The 16196-nt window shown below is 40.4% G+C and carries 15 protein-coding genes, 1 rRNA gene and 1 riboswitch; of the genes, 12 read left to right on the forward strand and 4 right to left on the reverse strand.

Annotated elements, in window-relative coordinates; all coding sequences use genetic code 11:
- Nucleotides 1-168: 168 nt before the first annotated feature.
- Nucleotides 169-702, reverse strand: a complete 534-nt coding sequence (locus ACFPOH_RS14600; RefSeq protein WP_390261749.1) for a DUF4242 domain-containing protein — start codon at nucleotides 700-702, stop codon at nucleotides 169-171.
- Between the two features lie 131 nt (nucleotides 703-833).
- On the opposite strand from ACFPOH_RS14600, the gene ACFPOH_RS14605 reads away from it, so the two are divergent.
- The 6 genes from ACFPOH_RS14605 to ACFPOH_RS14630 all read left to right on the forward strand — a co-directional run bounded on the left by ACFPOH_RS14605 (nucleotide 834) and on the right by ACFPOH_RS14630 (nucleotide 6287).
- Nucleotides 834-1283: a winged helix-turn-helix transcriptional regulator gene (locus ACFPOH_RS14605; protein ID WP_342470916.1), complete on the forward strand. Its 450-nt coding sequence runs from the start codon at nucleotides 834-836 to the stop codon at nucleotides 1281-1283.
- A 195-nt stretch (nucleotides 1284-1478) separates the two neighbouring features.
- A complete protein-coding gene (locus ACFPOH_RS14610) occupies nucleotides 1479-2270 on the forward strand; it encodes an ABC transporter ATP-binding protein (RefSeq protein WP_342470917.1) in 792 nt (263 codons plus the stop codon).
- 36 nt (nucleotides 2271-2306) lie between these two features.
- Entirely contained in the window at nucleotides 2307-3275 is a 969-nt protein-coding gene (locus ACFPOH_RS14615) for an ABC transporter substrate-binding protein (RefSeq protein WP_390310383.1), read from the forward strand.
- A 4-nt stretch (nucleotides 3276-3279) separates the two neighbouring features.
- Nucleotides 3280-4044: an ABC transporter permease gene (locus tag ACFPOH_RS14620; RefSeq protein ID WP_390310384.1), complete on the forward strand. Its 765-nt coding sequence runs from the start codon at nucleotides 3280-3282 to the stop codon at nucleotides 4042-4044.
- 137 nt (nucleotides 4045-4181) lie between these two features.
- Nucleotides 4182-5018, forward strand: a complete 837-nt coding sequence (locus ACFPOH_RS14625; RefSeq protein ID WP_390310386.1) for a cobalamin-binding protein — start codon at nucleotides 4182-4184, stop codon at nucleotides 5016-5018.
- A 198-nt stretch (nucleotides 5019-5216) separates the two neighbouring features.
- On the forward strand, nucleotides 5217-6287 hold the full coding sequence (locus ACFPOH_RS14630) for a PQQ-dependent sugar dehydrogenase (protein ID WP_390310388.1): 1071 nt from the start codon (nucleotides 5217-5219) through the stop codon (nucleotides 6285-6287).
- Between the two features lie 62 nt (nucleotides 6288-6349).
- Here the strand turns inward: ACFPOH_RS14630 and cobT are convergent, their stop codons facing one another.
- Nucleotides 6350-7420: a nicotinate-nucleotide--dimethylbenzimidazole phosphoribosyltransferase gene (gene cobT, locus ACFPOH_RS14635; RefSeq protein ID WP_342470922.1), complete on the reverse strand. Its 1071-nt coding sequence runs from the start codon at nucleotides 7418-7420 to the stop codon at nucleotides 6350-6352.
- Between the two features lie 94 nt (nucleotides 7421-7514).
- Nucleotides 7515-7688, reverse strand: a riboswitch (cobalamin riboswitch).
- 199 nt (nucleotides 7689-7887) lie between these two features.
- Between cobT and ACFPOH_RS14640 the strand changes: the two genes are divergently transcribed.
- The 4 genes from ACFPOH_RS14640 (at nucleotide 7888) to ACFPOH_RS14655 (ending at nucleotide 13519) form a co-directional block, all read left to right on the forward strand.
- Nucleotides 7888-9627 carry an ABC transporter ATP-binding protein gene (locus tag ACFPOH_RS14640; protein WP_390310390.1) on the forward strand — a complete coding sequence of 580 codons (1740 nt, stop codon included), beginning with the start codon at nucleotides 7888-7890 and terminating at the stop codon, nucleotides 9625-9627.
- A complete protein-coding gene (locus ACFPOH_RS14645; protein WP_390310391.1) occupies nucleotides 9620-11434 on the forward strand; it encodes an ABC transporter ATP-binding protein in 1815 nt (604 codons plus the stop codon). The genes ACFPOH_RS14640 and ACFPOH_RS14645 overlap by 8 nt, the downstream gene beginning before the upstream one ends.
- Before the next feature lie 232 nt (nucleotides 11435-11666).
- Complete coding sequence (gene cwlD, locus ACFPOH_RS14650) at nucleotides 11667-12380, forward strand: N-acetylmuramoyl-L-alanine amidase CwlD (RefSeq protein ID WP_342470925.1); 714 nt, start codon at nucleotides 11667-11669, stop codon at nucleotides 12378-12380.
- 83 nt (nucleotides 12381-12463) lie between these two features.
- Nucleotides 12464-13519, forward strand: a complete 1056-nt coding sequence (locus ACFPOH_RS14655) for an Mrp/NBP35 family ATP-binding protein (protein ID WP_342470926.1) — start codon at nucleotides 12464-12466, stop codon at nucleotides 13517-13519.
- Between the two features lie 72 nt (nucleotides 13520-13591).
- Here ACFPOH_RS14655 and gerD read toward each other — a convergent pair whose 3' ends face one another.
- Nucleotides 13592-14212, reverse strand: coding sequence for a spore germination lipoprotein GerD (gene gerD / locus ACFPOH_RS14660; RefSeq protein ID WP_342580609.1), 621 nt, complete (start codon nucleotides 14210-14212; stop codon nucleotides 13592-13594).
- Nucleotides 14213-14364: 152 nt separating this feature from the next.
- Here gerD and ACFPOH_RS14665 point away from each other — a divergent pair, with 152 nt between their 5' ends.
- Nucleotides 14365-15063: a KinB-signaling pathway activation protein gene (locus ACFPOH_RS14665; RefSeq protein WP_342470928.1), complete on the forward strand. Its 699-nt coding sequence runs from the start codon at nucleotides 14365-14367 to the stop codon at nucleotides 15061-15063.
- A gap of 170 nt (nucleotides 15064-15233) precedes the next feature.
- On the opposite strand, the gene ACFPOH_RS14670 is transcribed toward ACFPOH_RS14665, so the two are convergent.
- The gene (locus ACFPOH_RS14670; RefSeq protein WP_342470929.1) at nucleotides 15234-15881 is read right to left on the reverse strand and encodes a hypothetical protein; all 648 of its coding nucleotides are present in this window, start codon (nucleotides 15879-15881) and stop codon (nucleotides 15234-15236) included.
- A 243-nt stretch (nucleotides 15882-16124) separates the two neighbouring features.
- Here ACFPOH_RS14670 and ACFPOH_RS14675 point away from each other — a divergent pair.
- Nucleotides 16125-16196 (forward strand): 16S ribosomal RNA (locus tag ACFPOH_RS14675); the annotation flags it as partial.

Raw genomic sequence — 16196 nt, forward strand, 5'->3', positions numbered from 1 at the left:
AACCCTTTCCATTGAAGGTAAAATAAATTATAATAAAACAAATAATTCAGACTAGTTTAGTAAGTTTAAAGTTATTTTATTATACCTTGTATAAAAAAACAACTGAAAATTAAAAAAAGTAGCAAAACCATTGATTGGTTTGCTACTTGGAAAGGTTGGGCAAAACATTTACTCGTTAGGCAAAATTTCTGTAATGGAATCGATCGGTGTTTGAACGGCTTTACGGGCGCGTTTTACAGCTTCTTCATCCGGCGCATCGTAAAAGCATAAGCATTTTGTCATATCTTCACATACATAAGTTCTTGAGAATTTCACTTCCGGCACTTCCTGATAATGCACAGAGTTTTTCTGTTTTCTGGCAAGGTATTGATCCATCGTTATATCTTCCGGGATATTCCATTCAACTAAGTAGTTGACAACTTCATTGCTTTTCTTTACTTCTTCCAAGTCTTTACCAACCAGGCGGACTGGTTTGACAAGTTGAACCGGGATGGAAAATTCTCTTAACACATCAGTAAAATCGGCGCGTTTTTCGCCTTCAAAGATAAAAAATGCACGAGTGAAATCTTTTGATACTTGCAGTTCAATTAAAGACGCATTGTTTGCTGCCAATTTTTCCTGCAGTGACTTTGTAGTCTGATTCAATTCTTCTTTTGTAGATACAATTCCTTTTAAGGAAGATTCAACTAAATATAATCCCATTAATAAACCCCTCGCTTAAATTTAAATTTTAGTTTTCCTGTAAGGTTATAATATTATACTTAGTTAAAAAAATCAACTTTGTATATAAAATAATTTTTATGTTAAACTGGGAAAACGGAGGTAGGCTGAATATGGAAACAAAAACTCGATACGATATTCCTTGCAATATTGCACAATCGCTGAATATCATCGGCGACAGATGGACGCTGCTGATTATTCACGAAATTTTAGCAGGACATACGTTATTCAACGAGATCAAAAAAGGGCTAAAGGGCATTTCTTCCAATCTTTTATCTGAGAGGCTGAAATATTTGGAACAACAAGGAATCGTGGAAACCGAATTATATTCGGAGCACCCACCCCGCTATTGCTATAAATTGACGGACAGCGGAAAAGATTTGGAGGATGTTTTTAATGCCTTCATTATATGGGGAAGCAAACATTTAAAAAAATGCTATAAAAAAATTGTTGATGAAGAAACAGGCGATGAGATAGAAATTGGATATTATTCAAAAAGAACCGGAGAGCGGGTAAATAAAATTGCTGTCGTTCCGGTCAGCGATCCTGCTGAAAATGAATAAGCCAAAAGCTGACAATAGGTTGATGGGGTTCACAAACCCTATCACTATTGCCAGCTTTTTTTATGAAAAGGGATGTTTTCAAAAAATTCTTAAAGGTAGTTGAAAAATATTACAAAGTATAATAAAATAACTTAAAATTATAAAACTAAGTAATCTTATATACATTTATGATTTTAAAGGTGGGAGGTGGATGGGATGGTTCCGGATCGGCAACCAATGATTCAAATTCATCAAGTGAGTAAAAGCTTCAAAAAGAACAAACAAGATGTGCAAGTATTAGACAATATATCTTTTACTGTACAAAAAGGGGAAATCATCTCCATTTTGGGGGAAAGCGGCTGTGGAAAAAGCACTTTGTTGAATATCATCGGCGGATTTGAACAAGCGTCTGGCGGGGAAGTATTGTTAGATGGCATAAAAGTCAATGGGCCGAGTAGAAAATGCATTATGCTGTTCCAAAATTACGGTTTGCTCCCTTGGCGGACCGTGTTAAAAAATGTGGAGCTGGGGCTTGAAAAATCAATTAAAGATAAAAAAGAAAGAAAAGAGAAAGCGTTGCACTATATTCAATTAGTTGGGTTGCAAGGGAAAGAAAATATGTTTCCACATGAATTATCCGGCGGCATGCAACAAAGGGTGGGAATTGCAAGAGCCTTGGCCCTGCAACCGGAATTGATATTGATGGACGAACCTTTTGCTGCTTTGGATACATTTAATCGCTATTATTTGCAAAATGAATTGCTTCGTATCCAGGAGCAGGAAAAAACAACGATGATTCTTGTCACCCATGACATTGATGAAGCCATTTATTTATCCGACAGAATTTTTATTATGCATCCGAATCCCGGAAGAATCCATAAAGAAATCAAGATCCATCTGACGAAACCCCGGGACCGGAGCAACGGAGATTTTCAGTATTATCGAAACATTGTGTTTAAAGAATTCCACTTCAGCAGACCTGAAACTTTAATTGAGTTCAATATTTAATTTTTGCAAATGAAAAAATAGATTGGATGGGTAGTCATGAAACGAATTAAAAAAGGGTTATTGTTTGTTCTTGCAACGATTCTTCTATTAAGTTTATATGCTTGCAATTCTGAAGGAGAGAATTCATCTGCAACAAGCGGAAATGGAAAGAAAACAATCAAAATCGGTTATTTGCCAATAACACATGCGGTGCCATTATTTGTGGAAAAAGAACTGGAAGAATATCAAAACTTTAATTTGGAGCTCATTAAATTTGGTTCTTGGACTGAGCTTTCCGATGCTTTGAATACAGGCCGCATTGATGGGGCATCCATGCTAATTACTCTTGCCATGAAAGCAAAGGAACAAGGCATTGATTTGAATGCTGTGGCATTAGGACATCGTGATGGCAACGTGGTGGTTGTCTCCAAAGATATTAATCAAGTTGCAGATTTAAAAGGAAAAAGTTTTGCCATTCCGCATAAATTCTCGACTCAAAATGTATTACTTTATCAATTGTTGAAACAAAACGGTTTGAAATATGAAGATGTAAATGTTGTGGAATTGCCGCCTGCGGAAATGCCGGCCGCTCTTTCTGAAGGGAGAATATCCGGCTATGTGGTGGCAGAACCATTTGGCGCCGTATCCGTCTCCCTAGATAAAGGAAAGGTGCTTTATCAAGATAATGAAATTTGGAAAAACTCCATTGACTGTTCATTAGTATTGCGCAAAGAGTTTATTGAACAGGAAAGCGAACTCGCACAGGAATTTGTGAATTACTATATTGCGGCGGGCCATGCTGCCGAACAAAAAGATGCGCATGTGAAGGACATGTTATCCAATTATTTGAATGTGGAACAAAATGTGCTTGATTTGTCTTTAGAATGGATTTCTTACGATGATTTAAAAATCAATCAGGAAGATTATGAAGAATTGTCTAATCATCTGGTGGAAATGGGACTCTTCGATAATCCTCCGGCATATGAAGACTTTGTTAACAATTCTTTTATAGAAAAAGCGAAGTGAGAGAATGAAGAACTATAAATTTTTCATTAACGCCATTATAGGATTTGCCATTTTAATTGGGGCTTGGCAGTTTATTGTTGTAGCGGGCGATTACGAAGCCGCTTTGTTTCCACCGCCTTCTTTAGTGTGGGAAGGAATTGTATCTTTAATTACTGACGGAACATTATTGGTTCATTTGCAAGTAAGTTTATTGCGTTTCATTTCCGGTTATCTATCAGCGGTGGTTGTAGCCATTTTATTGGGACTGGTTCTTGGAAGAATTCCTTTATTATGGGGCGTGATTGACCCAATCGTTCAAGTGTTGCGTCCTGTTTCTCCGATTGCCTGGTCGCCGTTTATCGTGCTTTGGTTTGGGATTGGGAATATTCCGGCCATTGTCATCATCTTTATTGCCGCCTTTTTCCCGGTATTATTGTCCACTGTTGCAGCCGTAAGAAAGGTGGAACCTACTTATTTGAAAGTGGCCCAAAACTTTGAAATTAAGAAGTTCGAAATTTTGAGAAAAATTATTTTCCCGGCTGTTTTTCCGTATATTGCCAATGGCCTCCATATCGCGGTAGGAACGGCCTGGATCTTCTTAGTATCCGGAGAAATGGTTGGCTCCCAATCAGGCCTTGGCTATTTGATTGTCGATGCGCGAAATTCCATGAGATTGGATTTGGTGATGGCGGGCATCGTGTTTATTGGGGTGGCAGGTTTCATTTTAGATCGGGCAGTCGGCTTATTTGAAAACTGGATCAACCGTATTTGGGGAAGACAAAGTGCATAAGATTTCCCCATTTCTAAGAAAAAAAGCTCAATTTCTTCGCTGCATGCAAGAATTTGGGCATTTTTTTTTTGAAAAGAGAGGATTTTCCCTTGCTGCATCGAAAAAATACATTCACAAAGTTTACGAGGGGGAGAGAAATGCGTCTAATTTCCATTTGTCCAAGCAATACGGAACTTGTAGGCTATTTAGGTTTGGCATCTTCTTTAGTCGGGGTTGATGATTATTCTGATTGGCCGAAAGAAATTGAACAATTGCCGCGATTAGGCGGAGATTTAAATATTGATATAGAAAAGGTGGAAGAGCTGAAACCGGATTTAGTATTAGCTTCCCTTTCCGTCCCTGGAATGGAACGGAATATTGAAGAACTGGAAAAACGGAAGATTCCGTATCAAATTGTGCCGAATCCAAAAACCCTTGCGGAAGTCGGGGAAACTTTACTATGCGTTGGTGAAATGACAAATACAGAGGATGAGGCAAAGAGGATTTATCAAAAATTTATGGATATGCTGGAGAAGTACCGGAAATTATCTCAACAAGTTGAACACAGGAAAACCGTTTATTTTGAATGGTGGGCCAAGCCGATTTTTACGCCTGGTGCGACAAATTGGTTGACGGAATTGGCTGAACTTGCTGGGGGAAAAAATATATTTGAAGATTTTCAAGAGGCCAATGTTCAAACAGAATGGGAAGAAGTAAAAAAGAGAAATCCGGATGTGTTTTGCATTGCATGGGTAGGTGTTGAAACAGAAAGAGTGAATCCAAAAGTGATAATGAAGCGCCCAGGAATTCAAGAAATGAAAAGCATTCAAAATAACGAATTTTATATATTGGAAGAGGCCTTATTTTGCCGTCCTTCTCCAAAACTGTTGCAAGGATTATGCAAGTTGGCGGCCCTTCTGCACCCGCAAATCTTTCCTCCTTATGATGGAAAGGATCCATTGCTTGGTGAAGAAGAAAAAGAAAATTCTTTATAGTATACTTTGGGGAACGGAAGGGGATTGGATATATCCTCGTTTAGAAGGAACTGTCCGAAACAGTTCCTTTTTTTATTGGTCTTGTAGGATTAGATGGGAAGATTTTGGCTACCATTGGTTTTGAAAACAAATTTTTTGGGTAAGTCGCAAATAAATAAGCTTTGGAGATTCATTCAAACAAGGAAGGTAATGAGAGCGATGAAGGGAATTAAAATGTTTGTCATATTCGTCGGGTTTGTGTTCATATTATCCGCTTGTTCGCCCAAACAACCTCCGAAAGCCGTGGAAACCTCTTCGGGCAATAATCTGGAAGTCATTGCGAGCAATCTTCAAATACCATGGTCCATTGACAAGTCAGGAAACACTTTTTATTTATCGGAGCGGGTCGGAAATGTGGTGAAAATTGAAAATGGGCGGGTGGAAAGGCAGTCCGTCAATTTGGAAAAGCCCCTTTCCACAGCATCAGAAGCCGGTTTGTTAGGATTTGTCTTAGCCCCCGATTTCCAAGAGTCCAACAAGGCATTTGCATACTACACTTATACGGATTCCAAGGGGCAATTTAATCGCATCGTCCGGTTGAGGCTGGAAAATGATTCATGGGTTGAGGAAGAAGTGTTGCTCGATCACATACCGAGCGGGCCGGTTCATCATGGCGGAAGGCTGAAAATTGGCCCGGATGGCAAGCTTTATGCGACAGCCGGAGACGCATTGCAGTCATCCATCGCACAGGATGTAAATGCCCTTGGAGGGAAAATCTTAAGGCTCAATTTGGATGGTTCCATTCCTTCAGATAATCCTGTTCCGAACTCTTATGTTTACAGTTTCGGCCACCGCAACCCCCAAGGGCTCGCTTGGGCACCGGATGGAACCCTTTATGCAAGTGAACATGGAAATAGTGCCAATGATGAAATCAACCGGATTGAGCCGGGGAAAAATTACGGCTGGCCGGTCATCGAAGGGAAAGAGGAAAAGGAAGGCATGGTTTCTCCATTGTTTACATCCGGTTCCAATAAAACATGGGCGCCTTCGGGGATGGTCTATACAGATGGGAAGTTGTATGTTGCGGCATTACGGGGGGAAGCGGTGTTGGAGTTTGATTTAAACGCAGGAACAACAAAAGAAGTGATCAGCGGTTTGGGGCGGATTCGGGATGTATTCATTGAAGGGGATAATTTATACTTTGTAACCAATAATACGGATGGCCGGGGAAAACCGGGGGAAAATGATGACAAACTTTATCGAATGGCTTTATCAGAATTAAAGCCATAATGAAAAAAGGCTGTTGAAAAAGCGCGCCGCTTTCTAAACAGCCTTCCATTTTGCCGTCCGTCTTAAGATCTTTGATTCTCCATGATTTGTTGCATGTATTGATTGGACTCTTCCAAAGTCGTCATTGTATTCATCATTGAACATGCCGCGTCCAGGATAGGGAAAGCAAGGGCTGCACCGGAACCTTCGCCTAGCCGCATGTTCATGTTTAACATCGGCTCCAATCCCAATAATTCGCTGGCGATTTTTGCCCCAGGTTCTTCTGACATGTGGGATGGAATAATGTAATCCTTCACTTTTGGTTCCAATTGATAAGCGATTAATGCGGAAACAGTGGAAATAAAGCCGTCGATCACTACCGGAATGCGGTTGGCTGCGGCACTTAGCACGACACCGGCCATTCCGCCCAATTCCAATCCGCCCACTTTCGCCAAAACATCAATTGGATCATCAGGATTTGGTTGATTGATTTCTATTGCACGACGAATTACATCAATTTTATGTTGAATGCTATCGACACCCGCCCCCATTCCGGTTACTTCACCAGGGTCATAGCCAAAAAGAGCCGCTAAAACCGCACTGCTTGCTGTGGTATTGCAAATGCCCATTTCCCCGGTTGCTAAAACGTTGACCCCTTGTTTTACTTGATCATTGGCCACTTCGATGCCCACTTCAATGGCCCGGATGGCTTCTTCCCGTGACATAGCCGGTTCTTTGGCCATATTCGCAGTCCCGTATCGTACTTTTTTATTAATTACGCCAGAAGTTTCCGGCAAATCGGCATTGATGCCGACATCGACAGAAACCACTTTGGCTCCTGCCGCTCTTGCAATGGCGCACACACCGGTAAACCCTTTGGCGAAACCAATGGACTGCATCACCGTTACAATTTGAGGGTTATTGGATACATTTTCTTCATAGACACCGTGATCGGCGGCCAATGATATAACCGCTTTATTGGATACATCCAGCTCCAGTTTTTCCGTAATCCCGGCAAGTTGTACCGCGATTTGTTCCAATTTTCCTAAACTGCCTGGCGGTTTGCAAAGGGCATCCACTTTTTCCCTCGCCTGTTTCATGATTTCTTTGTTTACTGGTTGAATAGCTTGCAATGTTGATTGCAATAGTTCCATTTCAATTCCCCCATCAATTAATTTTTTCAATAATAAATAAAAGTCTGCAGTTTATTGGCATGCCAAATAAACTACAGACTTTACCATCGTACTGTATGTTTCAAGTAATCAGGCAGGTCTCCTGGCTCAGGTTCATCGCAACTATGGGCCTTCCCAGTTTCCCAGTGGCATATTCCATATTGCTCCCCCATACAGTGGTGGGTCCGCTAAAGATTCTCACTTTATTCCCTATTCTCCCATAAAGGGCACCTAATTACGTGGATATTCTTTTTCTAAATAATGTATGATGAAAATAAAGTTTCGTCAAGATGTTTTAAATCTTTTGCATGAAAAGTAAATTGAACGTTGGAATCGGTAGAAGCTGATTGGTTTGACGATCATCTATACAGTTGTATACAATTCGGGTGGTCATCTGTAAACATATGTATACATAGTTGCTGATACAAAGGTGGAGAAGGAGTTAGAACATGCATGCAGCGATAAAACTTTCAAAATATTTGAAGCCCTATAAGCATTTTGCGATATTGGCGCCAATCCTCATGATATTGGAAGTGGCAATGGATTTGATCCAGCCGACCATTATGCAAAAAATAATCGACGAAGGGATCGCGACAAAGGACCCAACACATATCATGGTGATGTTTGCTGCAATGATGGTATGTGCAATTATAGGATGGTTTGGAGGGGCGGGCTGCACGTATTTCAGTTCGAAAGCGGCCGTCAACTTTGCATCCGATATTCGGGCAGATTTATATGAAACCATCACCTATTTTTCTAACAGCAATAAGGACAAATTTACGTTGGGGAAACTGATTACGAACTTGACCAATGATGTGGAAATGCTGCAAAGGGCGTTAAACATGCTGTTGAAAATATTTGTCCGGGGCCCTTTCATGTTTGTCGGGGCTGTCGTGGTCGTCTTCTTTACGGCAAGAGATTTATTTTCCGTATTATTTTATGTTGTCCCTGTCCTGATCGTCTGTTTATATGTGTTTATTAAATTATCGATTTCATTATTCCGGAAAGTCCAGGAAACGATCGATGTTGTGAATACCCGTGTACAGGAAAATTTATCAGGCATCCGTGTCATTAAAGCCTTTAACCGCATGCGCCATCAAGTGAAGCAATTTGCAGGTGTCAACGAAGAATTGGCGAAGCGCAATATGACCGCCGATCAAGTCATTGCCGCATTGACGCCGATCACGCAGTTTGTTGTCAATATCGGGATTGTTTTGGCGCTTATGCTCGGAGTAGTAAAGGTGGAAGCGGGCGCCATTGAAATCGGGGTCATTGTGGCCTTCATCAACTATTTGATGATGATCATGAACGGACTAATGAGCTCCAGCAACGTACTCATTCAAATCGCACGGGCCATTCCGAGCGCGGAACGTGTCGTTGTCGTGTTGGAGGAGCAGCGGGATATTATAAACGCGGAAAATCCGGTGAAAAAAGAAATCCGAGGAGATGTGCGATTTGAGAATGTAAGTTTCTCTTATAACAAACAGGTGGAACCGGTGTTAAAAAATATTACCTTTGAAGCGAAAGCGGGCAGCACGGTAGGAATCATCGGCATGACCGGCAGCGGGAAATCCACATTGATCAAATTGCTTGCCCGTCTAATGGATGTGGATGAAGGAACGATTTACATCGATGACATCCCGATCCGGCAATATGACATTGAAACATTGAGAGGCTCATTGGCTTTTGCACCTCAAAAAGCAACATTGTTTTCCACAACAATTGAAGAAAACTTGAAATACGGAAAAAGTGATGCAACAGAAGAGGAAATTCAAGAGGCACTGGTCGCATCGAATGCTTATGAGTTTGTGGAAAAACTGGATAAAAAAACACAACATGAATTGACCCAAGGGGCAACCAATTTATCAGGGGGTCAAAAACAACGGTTGGCCATGAGCCGTGCATTAATCCGGAAACCGAAAATTCTGGTTTTGGATGATACAACTTCAGCAGTGGATAGTATTACGGAAAAAGTGATCCGAAAAAATATGAAGGAAGCGCTTGAAGGAAGCACGAAGTTTATCGTTTCATCTAAGATTTCTTCGATTAAACATGCCGATCTCATCCTGGTTTTGGAAGATGGACGCATTGTGGCACAAGGAACCCACGAAGAATTATTGAAAACAAGTGAACATTATAGAGAAATTGTTGCAACTCAAGTTGAAAAGGGAGGTGTGCTCTATGAATAGATTGCAGGAATCCCTTTCCGGCAGAGGCCGTGGTCCGGGCAGGGGTCATGGGCCGGCTGCAAAGGCAAAAAATCAAAAGGCCACCCTCAAACGGATTTGGAGTTATTTAAAGAAACAAAGGATAAGCATTATCAGCGTCATTTTTCTTGTTGTGATTACATCCATATTAAATATTTTAGGACCTTTTATGATTGGATACATTATCGACCATTATATTTTGCCTCTCGATATAAAAGGGACTGTCCGAATGGGACTATTGCTTGCCGCCATTTTCATTTCATCTTCCCTTTTTACTTGGTTGCAAACCTTTATCATGATTCGGGCATCATTAAAAACCATTCAAAATTTGAGGCTTGAGCTGTTTGAAAAATTGCAGTCATTGCCCATTCCGTTTTTCGACCAAAAACAGCAAGGCGATTTGATGAGCCGTATGACAAACGATATCGACAATTTGAATTTCGCCCTTTCCCAAAGCGTTATTCAAATTATATCGTCTATATTATCGCTTGTTGGAACAGCCATTGCGATGTTGTATTTAAATTGGATTCTGGCGATTGTGACTCTTCTTGTGATTCCATTAATTGTTTTCGCGACAAAGCAAATTATCAAACGGAGCAGCGTGAATTATCGGAATCGCCAACGGGATTTGGGAAATCTGAATGGATATATTGAAGAAACAATCTCCAATTCGGAAATTGTGACTCTTTTCGGGAAAGAACAACAGACGATTCAACAGTTCGGTCAAGCAAATGAAAAACTGCGCCATTCCGCGATGCGCTCAGAAATTGTATCCGGTTTGTTGGGTCCGACGAATAACTTTATCAATAACCTTGGGCAAGGATTAATCATTGGAGCAGGTGCGGTTTTGGCGGTGAACTCCCTTGTTTCGGTGGGGGTGATTGCCTCTTTCTTAACTTATGCAAGACAATTTTTCCGTCCAATCAATCAATTATCGAACTTATTGAACACCTTTCAATCGGCCATCGCCGGTGCAGAAAGGGTATTTGAAATATTGGATGAACCGGTTGAAGTGATGGATTCCCCACATGCCCTTCCCAAACGTCCATTGGAAGGAAATGTGGAATTCCGCAATGTCAGTTTTCATTATGTAAAAGATAAGCCGGTATTAAAAAATCTTTCTTTTAAAGTGAATGCCGGTGAAATCGTTGCCCTTGTCGGTCCGACGGGTTCAGGAAAAACAACGATTGTCCAGTTATTGAGCCGATTTTATGATGTGACAGGCGGGGAAATCTTGATTGATGGTGTGAATATAAAATCCTATTCCATGGAACATTTGCGGGATTCCATTGGCGTCGTGCTGCAAGATACCTACTTATTTTCCGGAACGGTGAGAGAAAATATCCGGTTCGGGAAACTGGATGCGACGGATGAAGAAGTGGAAAGGGCGGCAAAAATCGCATATGCCCATTCGTTTATTAAATATTTGCCGGAACAATATGAAACCATCATCGAATCGGGCGGCAAAAACTTGAGCCAGGGACAAAGACAACTCATTGCCATTGCCCGGGCCATTTTAAAAGACCCCGACATTTTAATTTTGGATGAAGCGACTTCCAGCATCGACACAATGACCGAAGTGCATATCCAGAAAGGATTAAATAATTTGATGAAAGGCCGTACCAGCTTTGTCATTGCCCATCGTTTAAAAACCATCGAAAGTGCCGACCGCATATTGGTCATTAAAGATGGGGAAATTGTTGAGCAAGGAAACCATGAATCCTTAATGAAATTGAATGGATTTTATGCCCAATTGCAAAAACAATCCCTTCAAGGAGAAGACCTTTAAAAATGGCTGCCCCCTATATATCTTTGGGGCGGCTTTTTTTAATGAAGGGAGAAATACTTGCTGCAACTTGTTCGGGTTCATTTGCAACCGTTTTTTTATATTAACGATGAGAAACGTGCCATCGTCGAATCTAGAAAGATTTACATTAAAAGATATCAATATTCTTTACTCATACAAGCCCTCCTTCCAGCGTATAGTAGTGCAAAAGGTTGCAAAAGGCGGTGTAGTAGATTTGAAACGATGGATTGCACTAATTGTCATTTTGCTCTGCTGTTTGTTGGTGGTGATGTATGAGACAAGCGCGTCAGATAATCGATTTTTCCTTCCGGAGCCACTTGGAGGGGTGAGAATCGTGATCGATGCGGGCCATGGAGGAATTGATGGAGGCGCATCGGCGGAAAATGTAATTGAAAAAGATGTTACACTGGCAATTGCAAAAAAAGTGGAAAGAAAATTAAAACGTTTGGGTGCGGAAGTGGTCATGACAAGAACAACGGATGGAGACGTGCTTTCGGAACATGCACCTAGCGAAGAATTTGCCACTTTACGGGAGAGGAAAAAACAAGATATCTTTTTACGGGAACAGATTGTAAAAGAAAACGATCCTGATATTTTCATCACCATCCATGCAAATGCAATCCCGGAAGAAAAATGGAGAGGCGCACAAGTGTTTTACCATAAAGAAGGTCACCCAAACAGCGAACTGCTTGCGAAAGCCATCCAATCTTCCATTAAGGAAAAGCTGCAAAATACCGATCGGGAAGCTTTAGCCATCAAACAAATTTACTTATTGAAAAAAGCGGAAGTTCCAGCTGTTCTTGTGGAAACGGGATTTTTGAGCAATCCGGAAGAAAGAGCCTTATTATCAGATGGAAAATATCAAGAAAAAATGGCGGATGCAATTGTGGACGGAATTGAAAACTATGTAAATTTGGAGATTGAATAAGCGGTGTAAATATAGCTATTAATAGTCAATCGGTGTGTTATACTTATACTATCATCGGAAGCATATATAGGGGAGTGTTTAACGTGATTAATGAACAACAAGTCCGCGAAATTGTAGGACAACTGGAAGACCCGTTTTTACATAGAACGCTGAAAGAAACAAACGGTATCGTCAATGTATCAATAAAAGAAGAAAAAAATCATGTAAGCGTTAAAGTGGCGATTGCCAAAACAAATACGCCGGAACAATTGCAATTGCAGATGAAAATCGTTGAGAAGTTAAAGGAAGCCGGCGCTTCCACAGTTGGAATTCGATTTGAAGAACTGCCAGCTGAAGTCATTGAAAGTTTCCGCGGAAAAGCGACAGAAGAAGAGACGCATGATATTTTATCGCCTTTATCCACAGTAAAAGTGATTGCCATTGCATCAGGGAAAGGCGGCGTCGGAAAATCTACCGTATCCGTCAATTTGGCGGTTGCTTTAGCACGTTTAGGAAAAAAAGTGGGCTTGGTCGATGCGGATATTTATGGATTCAGTGTTCCTGATATGATGGGAATCGAAGAAATGCCAACTGTAAAAAATGATCGGATTTATCCTGTGGAACGTAAAGGGGTTAAGGTCATTTCCATGGGATTCTTTGTGGAAAACAACGCACCGATCATTTGGCGCGGGCCAATGCTGGGAAAAGTGTTGGATCAATTCTTACGCGATGTTGAATGGGGAGATATCGACTATCTTCTATTGGATTTGCCGCCGGGAACTGGTGACGTAGCGCTGGATGTTCACCAAGCATTGCCAGCTTCAAGAGAAATCATTGTCACAACTCCACATCCAACAGCGGCATTTGTCGCAGCACGTGCTGGAGCAATGGCGGTTCAAACGAATCATGAAGTGCTTGGCGTTATTGAAAACATGTCTTGGTATGAGTCAAAATCCGGCGAGCGGGAATATGTCTTTGGCAAAGGCGGAGGACAAAAACTTGCGGAAGAATTGCGCACGGATTTATTGGGACAAATCCCGTTAGGACAACCTGATTGGAATGACGAAGATTTTGCACCTTCCATTTACGAACCAGACCATCCAACGGGCAAAATTTATATGGATATTGCTCAAAAAGTGATTGATAAATTGGAACAATAAAAGATAAGAGCGAATTGTGAAAACGCTGAGTTTTCCAATTCGCTCTTTTTAAACATCGTTTTATCAACTGTATTAGCTGCCTCCACCATCTTGTCCTTGCCCTTCTTGTCCACCACTTTCTTCTTTTCCTTTTTCTTTTTCTTTAGAACCACCGGATTCACCGCTCTTTTTAATCAACTCTTGCCATTTTGTTTGCAGTAATGGACTTTCAATTGTTTCCATTACCACTTTTTCAATCTCTTTCCTCAATTCCGCGCTTTTTAGGATAGATTCCAATTCTTTCTTCATCTCAGGCTGTCCAAAGAAAGAAATCAAGTCTTCTTGAAAGGACGCATCTTTCATCAATTGCTTCATGATTTCGGTCTGCTGTTCTTTCATGCTTTTCGCCATCGATTCCTTAAACTTCGGATCTTCAAAGGTCTTTTTCCAGAAATCGGAAGCCTGATCTGACATCAATGAGTTGTTGATAGCTGTTTCCACTTCGTCATGCTCAAGCACCACCAGTTCCCTGAAGCTGGGATCTTCTAATAATTGCCGTATCGCCTTTTTGCCCTCTTCTGTTTGAATCGCATCAACAACGATTTTTTTCACTTCTTCATAAGAAGGTTGCGCATTCGGTGATTCAGAACAACTCGCAAGCAAAATCAATATCAACAACAGGGTTAACAATCGATTGAACAGGGGATTATTCACCTTTCTCAGTCCTTTCTATATAAAGGCTCTATTTTTCATTATTGTTCACATTTCTCTTAATAAATATGTACATGTTTAGAACTTGGATAGCTTTTTTAAAAAACCATTGATAAAATAATGATTAAAGTGAAAAAAATAAGGGGAGCATTATTGTGACAATACGAAATTGGTTTAAATTTTTCTTGATGTGTATGCTCATAGGCGGTATCGTCACAGGCGTGGCAGGTCTCATCATTCGTTGGAATTTTTTTAATGATTACTTGGCTGCAGGAGAAATCGGAGAATTCCTTGCTGCTTTTCTTTGGATGATTTTTTTGGGCTTCACCATGAGCGTAATTGCTCAAGCAGGCTTCTTTGCTTACTTGACCATTCATCAAATTGGGGTTGGCGTTTTCAGAACGTTAACCTTATGGAACTGGGTACAAGTTTTGCTGATGATTGTCGTTATAGGAGATTTGATTATTTTCCGCTTTGCCCCTGCCGCTGAAAATGTGAAAGATTGGCTGTTTTATATCGGTTTGCTGATACTCCTGATTTCCGGCGCAATTGCAACAGCAATCAAAAAAGTCCAATTGACCGGCAAAAAGCATATTTTGATATCGGCAATGTTCTTTATGATTGTTATCACATCATTAGAATGGATTATTCCTTTGATGGGACGCAAAGGCAATATTGATACATATGTTGCTTTGTTGTTGTTCCCTTTGGTGGCTGTAAACGCTTATCAAATATTAGCTTTGCCAAAATATAATAAAAAATCAGATGAAGACCGTAAAAAATTAGAGGAACGAAAAAAAGCGAGACAACAGAAAAAGTTGAATATGAAAAATATTGCAAACGAGTCAAAATGAAGATGCTTCCGCTGTTTAAAAAAGTCTGAAGAAGCAATAGAAAAACTGTCCGGAAAAAGTTCCGGGCAGTTTTTTAACCCTTTTGGACAATTTTTTCATAAACGTTGATTACCAGGCAGATACATTTATTTTAGTTGTAAATAATACAGCTAAGGGGATGGCATCCATTGTCATGGCATTTTTGTGGATTTGATGGAATAACCGAAAATGTTTTCTTCCAAAGAGATAAATTTATGGGTTTTCATGAATTCAGAGAGTTTTTTAAAATCGGGCTTCGTTTGTTCGTGGAGTTGAATACTAACGATGGCCCCTTTTACGTCGTTGTATTTTTTTCCTTCGTCGTATATGTGGGATGGTGATAATAAATTAATTTCTTCATTAAAAACTGCCTGCTTCAGATTTTCGGGAAATTCATAATCCCTTGTCATAAACCATAGCGGTTTCTTGCCAAAATATTTCTCGTAAACTTCCACTTCCTTTTTGAAGGCTTCTATGCTATATTCTTCTTTGCCCAATCCCCCCAACAAACCAGCGGGAATGTTTTTCTTTTGTATCACTTCCACCAGCTTAGGGGAACGCTCAATCCAACTTGCATCCAGCATTAAGATTGGATAGGGCGCATTGAGAGACTCCAACCATTCAGGGAATCCATCATGGGTAAAAGAAATCTCTATTATTAATGATTGTCCGTAATTCCCTTTTGATATGACAAGAGGTTCATCGGTCATTCGAAAAACGGAAATCAATGAATTTTTCTGTGGATAAACCAAAAAGATAATTGCCATTATAAATAGTGCAATGAACAATTTACGAAACATCAGTTTGTCCCCTTTTTATCTGATTTTATTGAATGAAAAATCGTTCCTAAAAAAACTTATGAAAAAGTGTTGACTTTCATGATTGACAGATGATATTATGGAAAAGTCGTCGAAAGACAACGAAACATGTCAAATGAACCTTGAAAACTGAACACCGAAACGTTAATGATATAAATTTTCCAATTCGTTGACCCTCGTCGACGGATTGGATACGGACAAAAGTTTGAGCTAATCAAATTTTCTTTTATGGAGAGTTTGATCCTGGCTCAGGACGAACGCTGGCGGCGTGCCTAATACATGCAAGTCGAGCGGACC

Source organism: Ureibacillus suwonensis (genome assembly GCF_042655065.1).
Classification (GTDB): Bacteria; Bacillota; Bacilli; order Bacillales_A; family Planococcaceae; genus Ureibacillus; species Ureibacillus suwonensis.

What these genes read in the sequence shown, in the direction of transcription:
- ACFPOH_RS14605 (WP_342470916.1), top strand. Translation starts at nt 834, where the DNA reads ATGGAAACAAAAACTCGATACGATATTCCTTGCAATATTGCACAATCG.
- ACFPOH_RS14615 (WP_390310383.1), top strand. Translation starts at nt 2,307, where the DNA reads ATGAAACGAATTAAAAAAGGGTTATTGTTTGTTCTTGCAACGATTCTT.
- ACFPOH_RS14600 (WP_390261749.1), bottom strand. Translation starts at nt 702, where the DNA reads ATGGGATTATATTTAGTTGAATCTTCCTTAAAAGGAATTGTATCTACA.
- ACFPOH_RS14620 (WP_390310384.1), top strand. Translation starts at nt 3,280, where the DNA reads ATGAAGAACTATAAATTTTTCATTAACGCCATTATAGGATTTGCCATT.
- cobT (WP_342470922.1), bottom strand. Translation starts at nt 7,420, where the DNA reads ATGGAACTATTGCAATCAACATTGCAAGCTATTCAACCAGTAAACAAA.
- ACFPOH_RS14645 (WP_390310391.1), top strand. Translation starts at nt 9,620, where the DNA reads ATGAATAGATTGCAGGAATCCCTTTCCGGCAGAGGCCGTGGTCCGGGC.
- ACFPOH_RS14610 (WP_342470917.1), top strand. Translation starts at nt 1,479, where the DNA reads ATGGTTCCGGATCGGCAACCAATGATTCAAATTCATCAAGTGAGTAAA.
- ACFPOH_RS14625 (WP_390310386.1), top strand. Translation starts at nt 4,182, where the DNA reads ATGCGTCTAATTTCCATTTGTCCAAGCAATACGGAACTTGTAGGCTAT.
- ACFPOH_RS14640 (WP_390310390.1), top strand. Translation starts at nt 7,888, where the DNA reads ATGCATGCAGCGATAAAACTTTCAAAATATTTGAAGCCCTATAAGCAT.
- ACFPOH_RS14670 (WP_342470929.1), bottom strand. Translation starts at nt 15,881, where the DNA reads ATGTTTCGTAAATTGTTCATTGCACTATTTATAATGGCAATTATCTTT.
- ACFPOH_RS14630 (WP_390310388.1), top strand. Translation starts at nt 5,217, where the DNA reads ATGAAGGGAATTAAAATGTTTGTCATATTCGTCGGGTTTGTGTTCATA.